The organism is Planctomyces sp. SH-PL14 (assembly GCF_001610835.1).
In the GTDB taxonomy this organism is placed as follows: domain Bacteria; phylum Planctomycetota; class Planctomycetia; order Planctomycetales; family Planctomycetaceae; genus Planctomyces_A.
The window spans coordinates 4,550,298-4,564,882 of the sequence record NZ_CP011270.1 but is presented as its reverse complement, the minus strand read 5'-3'; the positions used below and the strand labels follow the sequence as shown (position 1 = coordinate 4,564,882).

General features: G+C 66.0%; 10 protein-coding genes. 1 reads left to right on the top strand and 9 read right to left on the bottom strand.

Annotation, left to right across the window (positions count from 1 at the left end):
- Window positions 1-58: 58 nt before the first annotated feature.
- The 9 genes from VT03_RS17625 to VT03_RS17585 all read right to left on the bottom strand — a co-directional run bounded on the left by VT03_RS17625 (window position 59) and on the right by VT03_RS17585 (window position 10,596).
- The gene (locus tag VT03_RS17625) at window positions 59-835 is read right to left on the bottom strand and encodes an ABC transporter ATP-binding protein (RefSeq protein ID WP_075097169.1); all 777 of its coding nucleotides are present in this window, start codon (window positions 833-835) and stop codon (window positions 59-61) included.
- Window positions 835-2,001, bottom strand: coding sequence for a branched-chain amino acid ABC transporter permease (locus VT03_RS17620; RefSeq protein WP_075094194.1), 1,167 nt, complete (start codon window positions 1,999-2,001; stop codon window positions 835-837). The genes VT03_RS17625 and VT03_RS17620 overlap by 1 nt, the downstream gene beginning before the upstream one ends.
- Window positions 2,002-2,127: 126 nt before the next feature.
- Window positions 2,128-3,063: a branched-chain amino acid ABC transporter permease gene (locus VT03_RS17615; RefSeq protein ID WP_075094193.1), complete on the bottom strand. Its 936-nt coding sequence runs from the start codon at window positions 3,061-3,063 to the stop codon at window positions 2,128-2,130.
- Window positions 3,064-3,172: 109 nt separating this feature from the next.
- Window positions 3,173-4,339: an ABC transporter substrate-binding protein gene (locus VT03_RS17610; RefSeq protein WP_075094192.1), complete on the bottom strand. Its 1,167-nt coding sequence runs from the start codon at window positions 4,337-4,339 to the stop codon at window positions 3,173-3,175.
- Between the two features lie 233 nt (window positions 4,340-4,572).
- Window positions 4,573-5,031 carry a carboxypeptidase-like regulatory domain-containing protein gene (locus tag VT03_RS17605; protein WP_075094191.1) on the bottom strand — a complete coding sequence of 153 codons (459 nt, stop codon included), beginning with the start codon at window positions 5,029-5,031 and terminating at the stop codon, window positions 4,573-4,575.
- Between the two features lie 137 nt (window positions 5,032-5,168).
- On the bottom strand, window positions 5,169-6,098 hold the full coding sequence (locus VT03_RS17600; protein WP_075094190.1) for a DUF1559 domain-containing protein: 930 nt from the start codon (window positions 6,096-6,098) through the stop codon (window positions 5,169-5,171).
- 636 nt (window positions 6,099-6,734) lie between these two features.
- Window positions 6,735-7,742: a GTP 3',8-cyclase MoaA gene (gene moaA, locus VT03_RS17595; protein ID WP_075094189.1), complete on the bottom strand. Its 1,008-nt coding sequence runs from the start codon at window positions 7,740-7,742 to the stop codon at window positions 6,735-6,737.
- Window positions 7,743-8,226: 484 nt separating this feature from the next.
- Window positions 8,227-9,483, bottom strand: coding sequence for a hypothetical protein (locus VT03_RS17590; protein WP_075094188.1), 1,257 nt, complete (start codon window positions 9,481-9,483; stop codon window positions 8,227-8,229).
- A 408-nt stretch (window positions 9,484-9,891) separates the two neighbouring features.
- Window positions 9,892-10,596 (bottom strand): SpoVG family protein, encoded by a 705-nt coding sequence (locus VT03_RS17585; RefSeq protein WP_082846305.1) that lies wholly within the window; start codon window positions 10,594-10,596, stop codon window positions 9,892-9,894.
- Between the two features lie 505 nt (window positions 10,597-11,101).
- Between VT03_RS17585 and VT03_RS17580 the strand changes: the two genes are divergently transcribed.
- Entirely contained in the window at window positions 11,102-14,584 is a 3,483-nt protein-coding gene (locus tag VT03_RS17580) for a mechanosensitive ion channel domain-containing protein (protein WP_075094186.1), read from the top strand.
- Window position 14,585 lies beyond the last annotated feature (1 nt).

The following is a 14,585-nucleotide window of genomic DNA, read 5'->3' as shown; positions in this document are numbered from 1 at the left end:
GGTGCAGCGAAGACCTTGGTGTCCTTGGTGCAATCTTTGTGTCTTGGTGTTTAACCAATCAGCCCTCGACACCGAGGTACGCCTGGATCACCCGCGGGCAGTTCTGAACCGCGGCCGGGGGGCCTTCGCTGATGATCTGGCCCTGGTCGAGGACCGTGATCCGCTCGCAGATGTCCATCACGAGCCCCATGTCGTGCTCGATCAGCAGGATCGCGACGCCGAAGCTGTCGCGGATGTGGCGGATCGACTGCGCCAGCTCCCGCTTCTCCTGCGGGTTCATTCCCGCCGCCGGCTCATCAAGGAGCAGGACCTTGGGCTCGGTCGCCAGGGCCCGCAGGATCTCCAGCCGCCGCTGGTAGCCGTAGGCCAGGCAGTTCGCCGGCTGGTCCGCCAGCGGGCCCATCTGGAACAGGTCCAGGAGATCGAGCGCCTTCGCCCGGAAACGGTCTTCCTGCGTGCGGTAGTGCTGCGTGCGGAACAGCGTCCGGACGAGCGTGTGCTGGCCCCGCACCTGACAGGCGAGGCGGACGTTGTCGAGAACGCTCAGCTCGCCGAAGAGACGGATGTTCTGGAAGGTCCGGGCCAGACCCGCGGCCGTGATTGCCTCCGGCTTGCGTCCTTTGAGGTTGTTACCGGCGAGCGTGATCTCGCCCGAATCGGCGCGGTACACCCCCGTCAGCAGGTTGAAGACCGTCGTCTTGCCCGCCCCGTTGGGACCGATCAGGCCGTAGAGCGCCTTGTCCGGCAGCACCAGCGAAAAATCCTGGACCGCCTTCAACCCCCCGAAGGCGATGCTGAGCTTCTGGACGTTGAGGAGCGGTGCGGGCGAAGCGATCACGGAAGCCTCCTCATGCCGCGGCTCCCTTCCGTTCGACCGTCTCGTTCGACGGACTCGTTCGCCAGCCCCTTCCGGCCGAAGAACTTCGACAGGGGCCAGATCTCCCAGATCTCGCGGAAGCCGAGGAGTCCCTGCGGACGGATGAGCATCATCCCGACCAGCAGGGCGGCGTAGGCGATGAGGCGGTACTTCTGGAAGTCGCGGAGGGCCTCCGGCAGCCAGGTCAGGATCGCCGCCGAGATCATCGAGCCGGTGATCGAACCGCTGCCGCCGAGGACGACCATGATGATGTAATCGAACGACCGCTGGAATCCGGCGTCCCGCGGCTCGATGTTCAGTCCGAACTCGTGGGCAAACAGTCCGCCGCCGCAGCCGGCGAAGAAGGCGGCCAGGATGAAGGCCCACACCTTCTGGCGGGTGACGTTGACCCCCATGGCCCGCGCGGCGATCTCATCCTCGCGGATCGAGATCATGGCCCGGCCGAGGCTCGAATTCTTGAGCCGCCAGGCGGCGATGACGGTGATCGCCAGCCAGGTGTAGACCCAGAAAATGCTCGTGTACTTCGGGATACCGTTGAACCCCAGGGCTCCGCCGACGGGAGGTGGAAAGAGCTGCGCGGCGGTGGCGCTCTGCAGCTCCGAATAGTCGTCGATGACGGGATTGGTCTGCTGCAGCAGGACGCGGAGGATCTCGCCGAAGCCGAGCGTCACGATCGCGAGGTAGTCGCCGCGAAGACGGAGTGACGGGAGGCCCACGAGATACCCAAGCCCGGCCGCCACCAGTCCGCCGACGATGCAGGAGAAGAAGAACAGCCACTCGCCGACACCGAGAAAGCCGCCGTGGCGGGCCGTGGAATGCCACGCCGTGAGCGAGACGTAGTAGGTGATGAGGCCGGCCGTGTAGCCGCCGAGGGCCATGAAGCCCGCGTGTCCGATCGAGAACTGGCCGGTCATGCCGTTCACGATGTTGAGCGAGACGGCGAAGATCATCGCCATCCCGATGTCCATCGCGATCCGGACCCGGTAACCGTTGACGACTTTAGGGAGGGCAAAGTGCAGGACGAGGGCCAGGCCGATCCCGACGAGGAGCGGCCAGACCGACTGCCAGACTGTCTGGAGCGGCGAAGGGCGGCGGAGCGAGTCCAGATGCATCGTCGTCGGCATCTCAGGAGCGCTCCAGTGGGTAGTGTGCCGTTGGTCGTGGGTCCAAAGAAGCAAGACGAGCCCGTGACCGCACGGTCCTCTTCCTTTCGCCTTCCGCCTTAAGCCTTCCGCCTCTCCCCACTCCCATCACACCTTCTCCCGCAAAGGTGACCCGAGAATGCCGGTCGGCTTCACGAGGAGGATCAGGACGAGAAGCCCGAAAACGTAGACATCGCGATAGCTGGCCCCGATGTAGAACATGCCGAACTGTTCGACGAAGGCGATCACGAAGCCCCCGGCGACCGCCCCGCGGATGCTTCCGATCCCTCCCACAACGGCCGCGACGAACGCCTTGAGCCCCAGCAGCACCCAGGCCGGATCGGCGGGGTGGTTCAGGGCCGCGGGGTACTTCATGACGAACAGGAACCCGGCCGCCGCCGCGAGGGCGGAGCCGAGGACGAAGGTCATCGAGACGACGCGGTCGACCGGAATCCCCATCAGGGCCGCGGTGTCGGCGTTGAAGGAAATGGCCCGCATCGCCCGGCCGAGGCTCGTGTGGAAGACGAGGTACTGGAGGGCGACCATCAGGATCGCCGAGAGGCTCAGGATCAGGACGTCGACGAGACCAATCACGACCGTCCCGGAGCCGAAGGTCATGCGGATCAGGTCGCGGTTCGGCCAGAGGTTCGGCATCGCCCGCGGACTGGCGCCGAAGGCCCAGGTCTGGATGCCGATGTTCTGCAGCAGGAGCGAGACGCCGATCGCCGTGATCAGGATGTTGAGCCGCGGGGAGCGGCGGAGCGGCCGGTAGGCGAACCGCTCAATGATGAACCCGATGAGGCTGCACAGGGCGCAGGAGCTGAGCAGGACGAGCAGCCCCGCGTACCAGGGAGCATCGGCCCCGACGTACCCGAACTTCGTCGCGAGCGTGTAGCTGAACCAGGCCCCCAGGACGACGATGTCGCCGTGGGCGAAGTTGATGAACCGCAGGATGCCGTAAACCATCGTGTATCCCAGGGCGATCAGCGCATAGAGGCTGCCGACCGTGATGGAAGACACGAGGGTCTGGACGAAGTCCGTCATCCGGAGGAAGAGAGGATCCAGGAGTTAGGAACTGGGATTCAGGCGAGGAGACGGGGTGGGAGACGGACGGTTCCAGGAGATGGACGATCCTGACTCCTCTGCCCTTTCCCTACGGCGCGTCCGGCTCGATCGTCGTCAGGTACTTCGGCTGCCCGTTCTTGATCTCCAGGATCACCGCCGGCTTCACGGCGTCGCGTTTCTCGTTGAGCGTGATCTTGCCCGTCACGCCGTCGAAGTCCCGTGTCTTGGCGATCGCGGCCGCCAGATCCTTCCCCTCCAGCGAAGGGGCCTTCTTCATCGCCTCGAACAACACCTTTGCCGCGTCGTAGCCCAGAGCCGCCATGCTGTCAGCCTCCCCCTTGTACTGGTCCTTGTACTTCGCCAGGAACTCTTTGACCTTCGGCGAGTCACTCTCCTGCGAGTAGTGGCTCGAGTAGTAGCATCCATCGAGAGCCCCCGCCGCCAGCGAGGTCAGCTCACCCGACTCCCAGCCGTCCGCCCCGATCATCGGGACCTGAATCCCCAGCTTCCGGGCCTGCTGGGCGATGTTGCCGATCTGGGCGTAGTAGACCGGGATGAAGACGACGTTCGGCTCGCTGCCGCGGATCTGCGTGAGCTGCGAGGAGAAATCCTGGTCGCCCGCCTGGAACGTCTCCTTGCGGACGACGGTGCCGCCGGCTTTGACGAACGCCTTCTCGAACTCCTCCATCAGGCCGACGGAGTAGGGGCTCGACTGGTCGTAGAAGATCGCGGCCTTCTCGGCCTTGAGCTGGTCGCGGCAGAACCGGGCGCAGACCGAGCCCTGGAACGGGTCGATGAAGCAGACCCGGAAGACCATGTCCCCGATCTCGGTCACCTTGGGATTGGTCGAGGAGGGGCTGATCATCGGGACGCCGTGCTCCTGGCAGATCGGTCCGCCGGCGAGCGAGAGCTTGGAGGCGACCTGGCCGATGACCGCTTTGACGCCGTCGTTCGTGACGAGCTTGGTGACGGCGTTCCCCGCCTCCTTGGCGTCTCCCTTGTCGTCGTACGTAATCAGCCGGACCTTCTTGCCGTTCAGACCGCCGGCGGCGTTGAACTCCTCGACGGCCATCTTGATGCCGTTGTCGGTCGAGGTTCCGAAGGTCGCCTCCGAACCGGTCAGCGACCCGTAGTGTCCGATCAGGATCTCGTTGGAGGTGCCGCCGGAGCCAGGGCATCCGGAGAGAACAACGAGCGTCAACAGGGCCAAGACGCCAGCGGCGGCACGTCGGGAGACGTGACGGACGGAAAACATCGGGAGCGGCCTCCGCGAGGATCAGCGAGGTCGGGACCGGCGGAAGCGAGCGAACCTCCGCACATTTCGGAGGTTACGCAGCCCCGGCAGAATTCGCCACCGAAAAGCGGCCGGCCCGCGCCGGCCCGCGGAGATTTGCTGCGCGCTCCGCCGCCTCGTCGTCCATTCTCACAGCCGGTCCGACCGCGACCGGCGCGCCCACTGAGAACTGACGGCTCAAGTCCGACAACTCGCTACGACTTCAGATCGAAGTCGTAGTCGGTCTTGTCCTTGGTGACTTCGATCTTCAGTTCCGAGTTCTTGTTGAACTTCTCCGGGACCCGCTCTTCCGCCTTAGGCTTGGGAGGACCTTCGCCGCCGCTCCCCCCTTCTTCGTCGGAGTTCAGGCCCAGGACCTTGCGGGCCGTGCTGATGCGGACCGTCCGCGGGCCGCTCGGGCACCCTTTCGCGACGGAGTCCACCTGCAGGCTGTAGTTCCCGCTGGAATCGGTCAGCCCATAGGCGAACTGGCCGTCGGGAGCGTCAAAGCTGACGACCGCCCCCGCCAGTGGCTGGCCGTCGAGGGTGATCGTTCCGGTCACCGGAACAAGTCCCAGTCCGTCGTAGTTCGACTGAGGCGGTGCATCGCAGCCCGCCAGAACTCCGACCGACACCGCCACAACTGCTGCCCACACGAAACCGCCACGAGACATAACGACATCTTCCAGAGAACAAGTCGGTCGAACGCAACGAGCCGGCACCGGCTCGTCAAAACAAAACGGCCCGCCGCTCCAGTGGTCCGCCGTTGCGGACACCGAGTCGGCGGGCCCGATCGAAACCAGCGAAACCCTTACTCCGGCATCACGACGCGCTCGTTGCCGGCGCGGCTTCCCATTCCCTGGTAGCTGACGATGTCGATGTTCTCGCTGATGAACTTCACGCTCCCGTCGCCGATCACAAAGAACGCGCCGCCGGGGTGGTAGCTGCCGAACGAGGCTTCCATGATCGCCCCGTGGACGCTCGGCTGGAGGCGGGCGTTGATCGGCCCGTTGCAGGAACCGACGAACTCCGTGAACTCGCCTCCGCTCGTATTCCCGGGAGCCCATCCGCCGGTCTGGGGCGAGCCGAACTGCCAGAAGTCCATTCCCTGGCCGTCCTTGCTGTACTGCGGATCCGTGTAGGACTCGCCGATCATGATCGTGTTCGAGAGTCCGTCGGAAACGTCTGCGAAACGGACGCTGGAGCAGCCCCAGAACATTCCGTCCTGCGGCACCTCGTCGAACGCGACCACGGTCTGGCCGGTGATGTCGTTACTTTCGTCCGCCACGGCCTTGCTGCCGGTGCTGGCCCGGTAGGAGACGGGACGGCGATCGGTGATTCCCTGGTTCGTCAGCTTGCTCGGTCCGGAGTAGCTTGGGCAGATGAAGGTCGGAACAAAGGTCGCGCAGGCGACCGTGTTGGCGCTGCCGGAGTCCCAGTTGCCGGGTCCGCTTTCCTGCCAGATGAACTTGTTCCAGAGAGCGCCCTGGTCGATGAACGGAAGGATCTGGCAGTGCCAGCTTCCTTCGAAGGTGTCCCAGCCGTACGGCAGGACGTTGCTGACTTCGTGATAGTTGTGCATCCCGAGTCCCAGCTGCCGCATGTTGTTGGAGCACTGGGAACGACGGGCGGCCTGCCGGGCCTGCTGAACGGCCGGCAACAGAATTGCCACCAGCACCGCGAGAATGGCGATCACCACGAGCAACTCGATCAGGGTGAACCCGCGTTTCCGAACCGACATCAATAGTTCCTCCGAGGAAATTCCGAGCACGCGAATCATCGATTCCGCCGTTCAGAGCGCGTTTGGTTCACGTAAAGAAAACGTGAAGGTTCAGCAGTGAGAATGTGGCCGGTTCACTCAGAATTCATTGGACAGACCGTGGGCGAGGCGGCCGCGAACCCACAAAAGACGGGATTTACGGGGAACCTCCGCCGGCATGGCGCACCTTGGCCTTGGCTGAAAGCGTTCGCCGGCTCATCAGTTTCCAAGGTCAGCGGGCGTCCTTGCCGGCGCAGCGTCCGTAGCTCAGACCCAACGTGCCATGGCAGTCGGGGTCAAGGGGGTCACCCCTTGCCGCCGGAGGCACTTTCGTAGCGGAACCGTGGGACACAACGGACGGTCCCTTTGTGGGACCGGCGCTGAAGACTCACCGCTCGCTCAGCATTCCAAGCGGGTTGGTGAGGGGGCATCCGACACGTTGTCCGCGTTTGGACACGATCACCTTCAGACATCTCTCGACGGCCAGGCCTCCGGCGGGCAAAGGGCCAGAAAAACAAAACAGGCCCCTCTGCACTCCCCACCAGGGTGCCCCTGGACCCGGTGGAAAAAGATTCGGCGACCACCAGTCGGCGAATGCACCCATCGGCGACAGGCGTGCTATCCGCCGATTGAGTACATCGGGCGCTTCGGCTGAATGAAGTCTGCCGCGTTGATGTGGTGGCCCGCCCACTTCCGCGCGATCGAGCCGCGGACCGCCTCGACGATCTCGGCATCCGCCGCGGTTCCCCGCAGCAGGCCCCGGATGTCGGTCTCCTCGAGACTGAACAGGCAGTTGCGGACCTTGCCGTCCGCCGTGATGCGGAAACGGTTGCAGGAGCCGCAGAATGGCTGGCTCACCGACGGAATGAACCCGATCCGCCCGACGCCGTCTTCGAAGACGTATTCGGTCGCCGGGGCGTGCGGGTCGGCGCCGCGGAGCGGGACGAGTGGCATCAGCTCGCGCGACAGCCGCTCGACGATCTCGCTGGCGAACAGGACCTTCTCCCGCTCCCAGGCGGACTCGGCGTCGAGCGGCATGTACTCGATGAACCGGACCTCGTGCCCGGTCCGCCGCGCGAAGTGGCCGAAGGGAACGATCTCGTCTTCGGTCATGCCGCGGATCGAGACGGCGTTGATCTTGATCTCCCGGAAGCCGGCCCGCTCCGCCGCTTTGAGTCCTGCGAGGACCTGTTCGTAGCCGTCGCGCCGCGTCACCTCGCGGAACTTGATCGGGTCGAGGGCGTCGAGGCTGACGTTGAGCCGCCGCAGTCCGGCGCGGTACAGCCCTTCCGCCTGTTCGCCCAGGAGGAGGCCGTTGGTCGTGAGGCCGACGTCGCGGATGCCGGGGAGCGCCACGATGCGGGCGACGAGCCGGTCGAGATCGCGGCGGACGAGGGGTTCGCCGCCGGTGAGCCGGATCTTTTCGACTCCGAGCGGGATCATGATCCGGACGAAGCGTTCGATCTCTTCGTAGGTCAGGAGTTCCTTCCGTTCCATGAACGGCACGTTCTCGGCCGGCATGCAGTAGAAGCAGCGGATGTTGCACCGGTCGGTGACGCTGATCCGCAGGTTCGTGTGCTGGCGGCCGAACGTGTCGAGGAGCGGAAGGAGCGGTTCGGAGGTCATGCGGGAGGTTCGGGAGAGGCGGCGAACCTTCCATCATACGCGCAAAGGCGACTTCCGGGGGAGGGGGTTGGGGCTTCGGCTTGCCGAAATGGTACTCTCCTTTGACCGGGTCCAGGGGCACCCTGGTGGGGGATGCAAGGGGGCAACGCCCTCTTGCCCGCCGGAGGCCTGGCCGTCGAGAGATGTCTGAAGGAGATCGTATCCAAACGCGGACAACGGGCCGTATGCCCCCTCACCAACCCGCGGGGATTGCAGTGCGAGCGGTGAGTCCTCAACGCGGGTCCCACGCAAGGGACGTCCGTTGTGTCCCACGGTTCCGCATGGAAGCGCCTCCGGCGGCAAGGGGTGACCCCCTTGACCCCGGCTGCCGTGGCACGTTGGGTTTGAGCTACCAAGCCGTGCCGGCAAGGACGCGGTGTCAAAAAAACAAAAGGCCGGACGCGTGGGCGTCCGGCCTTTTGTCAGAATCTCAAATCGGCGTCACTTAGAAGACGATCCGGTACTCGATGCGGAACAGGTCGTTGTAGAACTTCTCGTTCGTGACCGGGATGCCGAAACCGGCATAGATCGAGTGGCTCGGCATCATCATCGGGCCATTCGGGTCGCCCAGGCCGATCCGCACACCCGGCTTGATGTTGAAGATCGTGTCGCCGTTGGCGCTCGACTGGCCATACAGCGGGTTGAACTTCTGACCGCCAAGGAACGTCCAGCCCACCGCTTCGAAGGTCGGCATGACCGTGACGCTGTTCGTCTGGAGCGCGAGGTAGCCGACGCCAGCCCCGTACTGCAGGACGTCGCTCGCGAAGTCGCTGCCGCCGATCGGCGTCCAACCCGTGAACTGCGACTGGAACATCCACCGCTGCGACAGCCGGCGGTAGTAGAGCAGCGAGGGCTCGATCGAAACGTGGTCCGTCCCGAGACCCTTCGTCGATTCGCCGGTCGGGATGTAGGTCCGGAGCTGGAAAGTCAGGTACTCGTCCGGATCGGCGATCAGGGCGTACTTGAAACCGGCGTTCATGTCGCCCAGCCCGCCGTCGCTTCCAGGAGAGGGCATCGTTCCGCCCGGATCCGGCAGCGACGAGAAGTCGACGAACCGCACGGGGAGGTCGGCGAAGATCGAGAACCGCTCGCTCGTCGCATATTCCATGTAGGCCGAGAGCGTCTGGGAGTCGACGCTTGTGTTCAGTCCCCCAGGACCGGCCGCGTTCGGGTCGAGGTTGGCCTGCCGGAAGCAGCCGCACTTGGCGTAGAAGTATTCGCCGCGGTCGCCGTAGGCGTTGTCGTTGGCGACGTCATACCGCAGCCGGAACATCGTGACCGGCGCGGCGGGATCGAGGTAGCCGCCAGGCATGTTGGCCGCGGCGATCAGGTTCTGTCCCGTCAGGGCTCCCTGCCCCGCCGGCAGCGAACCGAAGTTCTGCGGAGCGGCGGTCGGAGCCGGATTGGAGAAGATCGCGTCCGGAGTGGTGGGGGCGGCCTGCGGAACGGTCGCCTGGGGAACCTGGCCCGGAACGGCCGGCTGGTAGCCGGGAGCGGTGGGGGCGCACCCCGGAGTCCCCTCGAGGCACGGCGCGGTCGTCGAGACCGGCGAGGTGACTTCCTCGCTGACGAGCGCCGTTTCGAATCCCAGCTGGACCGGGGCGGCTTGTTGGGCCATCGCCAGGGCACCCCCGAAGGCGGGGGCCACCAGCGTGACCTGCAGCGACATCCGCATCGCTTTCCACAGGCTCAACTTCTTCATCGTGACTCTCCGACTCTCGCGAGGTGAACGCCGACCCTGAAGCCCCGACCGGCGACGGCAACGATCGCCGTACCGGTGAGAAGGAACACTGCCTGCGAAGGTCGCGCGGCCCCCTGCCCGCCCCCTTCCGCCAGACATCTCTTCCCGTCCAGTATCGAGCGCGGTGCAGCCACTTCCGCAAAACCGGAGAAGGAGGCGTTAGAGTCTGCCAATCAGGAAGGTCATGCGGGCTGAACGGCACTTTCTGCCGATGCGCATCGTGAGAGATGGGACAGAGGGGCAGCGAGTTGAGCTGCCAGCGATCCGCCACCAACCATCAGCCGCGAGCAGACCGCAGCGCGCACGCGTTCCAGCATCATCGAAGCCGAGTCACACCGATCGCCCTGAGGGCTGACAGCGGAACGCCCGTCAGAGAACCCCTTCGCCGAAGTCCTCGTCGGCCGGCGCGACGCTTCGGCCCTGCCGCGTTTCGTGCGGACCGTGCGTGGAGGGCTGGCGCGGAGCGTCGATGCGGCGCTGGACGTCGTCCGCGGGTCGGACCGACCCCGCGGACGGGGCAGCTCCTGATGCGGCCGCCGAAGTTGCGGGAGATGCCGCGCCGGCGGCAGCGGGAGCCGCGTGGCCCGCCGACGGATTGTCCGAGCTGTGGTGCGTCCGCAACTCGTTGCTGGCCCACTCGTGGAACTCGTCCATCATGCCGTCGTCATAGTCATCATAGCGGCAGACGTATCCCGGCTGCTGGGCGAGGACGAGCTCGCGATCGAAAGCGTTGATCACCTCAACCTGGATCAGCTCCCGGCACTCCGAGTTGATCGGGTGGGCGATATCGGCATAGAGCTTCGCCCGGCCGTCCTGCCCCCGCGGAGCCCGGTCGTTGCGCAGCCGCAAACCGCATTGGCTGCAGAAATTCGAGCGGAGGGCGTTCTTGTTTCCACAGACGTGGCAACGGTCCGTCAGCTTGCGGCTGGGCATCGCCACGAACGGCCCCTTCAGCCCCCGGATGATCTTGAGATCCCGGACGACAAACGAGTTGTCGAACGTGATGGAACAAAAGGCCAAAAGACGGTCTTGGGCGTCCGCCATCAGCTTCACGCGGACTTCAGTAATGTGCACGTCTTCCTCCCTGACGCGCCACCGTCCGGCCTGACCGGATGGCGACCATCGTTGCAGACTCATGGGTGCGAACCGACTTGCTCTCCTCCCGCGATTCTCCGTGTCCCGTCCGTCCTCCTGCGTTCCTTCTGTAGCAAGCTCGAAGAGGTTGCACTTCCAATGCCGGCCGAAGACTCCCCACCGGCCCGACGGCGAGACTGCGACAACTTGGTGTCAGCTGAAACGCACGGGTTTTGCTACTCCCCTTCCGAACTCGTCCCGCCCGAACGGATTGCGGGAGCGGCTCCGAATTCGGGTGGACCTTCCGGACGACCGGGTGATACCGTCACGGCTCACCCGGCGCTCTGCGTTTCGCCACAAACCGGTCGGCAAGCCGCATCGAGCGCGTCCGATTTCGCCTGCCAACGACGCCACCGTGGTCGCGCTGACACCGCCGTGCCACTTCGCGTCCACCCGCCCTGTTGCGTTTACGCAACGTCCCGACTTCCAATGAAAGGCCGCTTTCATGCGTCACCGCCCCGCCACCGCGCGGCTGCTGACGATGCTTCTCTTTGCGTCGCTCATCTTGTTCGCACCCGCCGCAGTCCGCGGACAGGGGGCGATGGCCGATCCCGCTGCTGCGTCTCCGCTCGGCATGGGGGCCAGAACTCCGGCAGCCATCCAGGCCCGGCTCAAGGCTCTCCCCCAGGACGAGACCCTGGAAGCTCCGGCCAAGGCCCGGCTCACCGAATTGTACACGAAGGCTCTCGAGCTCCAGAAGAGTCTCGATGACGCCCAGGCCCGGATCGAACGCTTCAGCCGCTTGACGCGCGACATCCCCGAGGCGGTGAAGACCCAGCAGGGGGAGCTGGCGGCTACGCAGTCGGAGCTGCCGCTCGGCCTCGACAAGGACGCCACGCTGATGAGCTGGCAACAGCGGCTCACCGCCGTCGAGGCGGACCTGGCGGCGGCGCAGCAGTCCCTCAAGGAGTGGCAGGACGAACCGAAGCGCCGCACCGACCGGCGGGCGGAACTGACCCGGCAGGCCGAGGCTCTCAAGACGCAGCAGACGGACCTCGAGAAGCGGGCCGAAGCGCCCCCCACCGCGGAGGAGCCGGGGGAAGCGGCCGCCGCGTCGAAGCTCCTGCTCGAACTCCGCGGCCAAGCGCTCAAGGCGGAGATGGCGGCGGGACAGGCCGAGCTCAAGTCCTACGAAGCAGCGGCGGAGCTGCTCCCGCTCCAGCGGGATGTGGCGGCCCGGAAGGCGGCGGCGCTCGAAGCGCTCGTCAAGCGGTTGCGGGACGAGGTCGCCGTGCGGCGGCGGCAGGAGACCGCCCGGCAGGCGTGGGAAGCCCGCCGCGCCGAAGCCCAGGCCCACCCGGCGCTGCGGGCGATTGCCGAGCGGAACTCGGAGCTCGCGAAGCTCCGACAGAACCGTGCGGCGCAGATCGAGGAGGCGGTCCACGACGTCGACTCCGTCAGCGCGCGCCTGGAGCAGCTTGACTCCCAGTTCAAGAAGATCCGCAAGCGGGTCGACATGGGCCAGGGGCAGAACAACACCTCCGTCGGCCTCCTGCTCCGCAAACAACGGGACGAGCTTCCGAGCATCCCGGCGGAGCGCGCGCGGATGGACAAGATCGGCGACACGCTCGGGGAGACCTCGCTGGAGCTGATCGACTACGAGGACCAGCGGAACGAACTGGCGACGCTCGACGATCGCGTGAAGGGGGTGGTGGAAGGACTCGGGCCGGATCTTCTCCCCGAAGAGCAAGCGCTCTTCGAAACGGACGTCCAGGCGATGCTGGAGGCGCAGCGGACCTACCTCGACTCCCTGATCTCGGACACGAACGCCTACCTCGACAAGCTCGTCGAACAGAACACGCACGAGCAGTCGCTGATCGACAAGACCCGGGAGTACCTGGCGTTCTGCAACGAGCGGATCCTGTGGATCCGCAGCAGTTCACCGTTCGTCCTCTCGCAGATCCGGGACGTCGTCCCCGCCCTGCGGTGGCTCCTCGGACCGCGGCACTGGCTGGCGGTCGGCGAAACGCTGCGGAAGGACATCGCGGACAACGCCGTCGCGGCCGGGCTGTTCGCCGCTCTCTGGTGCGGCGCGCTGGCGTTCCGCAAACGGTGGCGCGGGGAAGTGACGCGGCTCGGAGAGGTCGCGTTTCGCGGGACGTGCCAGGACATGACCCCCACGGTCAAGGCGCTCGTCCTGACGATCTTTCTCGCCAGTCCGTGGCCTGCGCTGATGGCAGTCCTCGGAGGGCGGCTGATGTTTGCCGGCGCGGGAGACCCTTTTGTCCACGCCGTGGGGAAAGGGCTGCTGCACACCGCGGGGCTGTTCTTCGGTCTCGAGCTGCTGCGGCAGATCAGCCGGCCGAGCGGTCTGGGGGATGCCCACTTCGGCTGGGACTCGACCAGCCTCAAGCAGGTCCGCCAGGGGGTCCTTTCCTCGATGCTGGTCGGCCTGCCGATGGCGGCAGTGATCCTGATCACCGAGTTCCAGCCGGACGAAGCGATCAAGAACTCGCTCGGCCGACTGACCTTCGTGGCCGTCCACGCGCTGCTGCTCCTGCCGGCGTACCGGATCACCCGCCTCGTCGGCGGCGTCCTCTCTCCCACCTATCGGCTCGAAGCGGGGACGTGGTGGACGCGGCTCGGCTGGCTGTGGCGGGCCGCCTCGATCGCGGTGCCGCTATGTCTCGTCGGGCTGGCGGTCTCGGGGTACTACTACACGTCGGTCCAGCTCGCCGCCCGGATGCTGTTCACGGCCGCGCTCTTCATGGGGCTCGTGGTCGCCTATGCCCTGCTCCTGCGGTGGTCGTTGATGGCCTACCGGGCCCTCGGCATGAAGCGGCTGCAGGAGCGCCGCGCCGCGGCTCAGGCGGCCGGTCAGGCGGCCACCCCGATACCGCCCAACACGCCCGTGGCAGGGAACGCGACGCTGGAGATCAAGCTCTCCGACATCAACCAGCAGACGCGGCAGACCCTGCAGTGGATCCTGCTCACGGCGCTCGCGATGGGGGTGTGGTGGATCTGGGTTTCGGTCTTCCCCGCCCTGGGGGCCCTGCGGCAGGTAGAGCTCTGGACGCTCGAGACGACCATCGAGGGGGGCAAGACCCTCAAGACGCCGATCACGCTGGCGGACCTGATCCTCTCGACCGCCGCGATCGCCCTGACGATGGTCCTGGGGCGGAATGTCCCGAGCCTCCTCGAGCTGACGGTCCTCAAGCGGCTCCCGCTCGACGCCGGGGCCCGCTATGCCACCGGGACGGTCGCCAAGTACGTCGTGACGGGGGCCGGGCTCGCGATGGCGTTCGGGGCTCTGGGCCTGCAATGGTCGCAGGTCCAGTGGCTGGTGGCGGCGATCTCGGTCGGTCTCGGCTTCGGCCTGCAGGAGATCTTCGCGAACTTCGTCTCGGGGCTTGTGCTGCTGTTTGAGCGGCCGATCCGGATCGGCGACACGGTGACGGTGGGGGACATCACCGGGAAGGTCTCCAACATCCATATGCGGGCGGCGACGATCACCGACTGGGACATGCGGGAGCTGATCGTGCCGAACAAGGAGTTCATCACGACGCGGGTCATCAACTGGACCCTCTCGACGACCGTCTCGCGGATGAGCATTAACATCGGGGTCTCGGGGAACGCGGACTCGGACCGGATCCGGGCCCTGCTCCTGGAGATGGCCCAGGCGCATCCGCTGGTCCTCAAGGACCCGCCGCCGCACGCGCTTCTCGACGACTTCCGCGAGGGGGTGATGCAGTACGTCCTGCGGGTCTACATGCCGACTCGCGACGTGTATCTCGAACTGCGGCATGGCCTGTTGACGCAGATCGCGGCCCGATTTCAGCGGGAGGGGATCGAGTTCGCCTTCCCGCAGCGCGAGATCCATGTGCGGCAGGAGGGGAGCATCCCCCCCGAGCCGCCGCGGGACGGGCACGAGCTGGTTCTCCCGGCGAGTGTCCGCAAGTCGGATGGGCGGCCGATCGGGAGCGGGTAAG

Excerpts from the sequence above, each read along its gene's own strand:
- VT03_RS17620 (WP_075094194.1), bottom strand. The coding sequence starts at position 2,001 with ATGCCGACGACGATGCATCTGGACTCGCTCCGCCGCCCTTCGCCGCTC.
- VT03_RS17615 (WP_075094193.1), bottom strand. The coding sequence starts at position 3,063 with ATGACGGACTTCGTCCAGACCCTCGTGTCTTCCATCACGGTCGGCAGC.
- VT03_RS17610 (WP_075094192.1), bottom strand. The coding sequence starts at position 4,339 with ATGTTTTCCGTCCGTCACGTCTCCCGACGTGCCGCCGCTGGCGTCTTG.
- VT03_RS17605 (WP_075094191.1), bottom strand. The coding sequence starts at position 5,031 with ATGTCTCGTGGCGGTTTCGTGTGGGCAGCAGTTGTGGCGGTGTCGGTC.
- VT03_RS17600 (WP_075094190.1), bottom strand. The coding sequence starts at position 6,098 with ATGTCGGTTCGGAAACGCGGGTTCACCCTGATCGAGTTGCTCGTGGTG.
- moaA (WP_075094189.1), bottom strand. The coding sequence starts at position 7,742 with ATGACCTCCGAACCGCTCCTTCCGCTCCTCGACACGTTCGGCCGCCAG.
- VT03_RS17590 (WP_075094188.1), bottom strand. The coding sequence starts at position 9,483 with ATGAAGAAGTTGAGCCTGTGGAAAGCGATGCGGATGTCGCTGCAGGTC.
- VT03_RS17580 (WP_075094186.1), top strand. The coding sequence starts at position 11,102 with ATGCGTCACCGCCCCGCCACCGCGCGGCTGCTGACGATGCTTCTCTTT.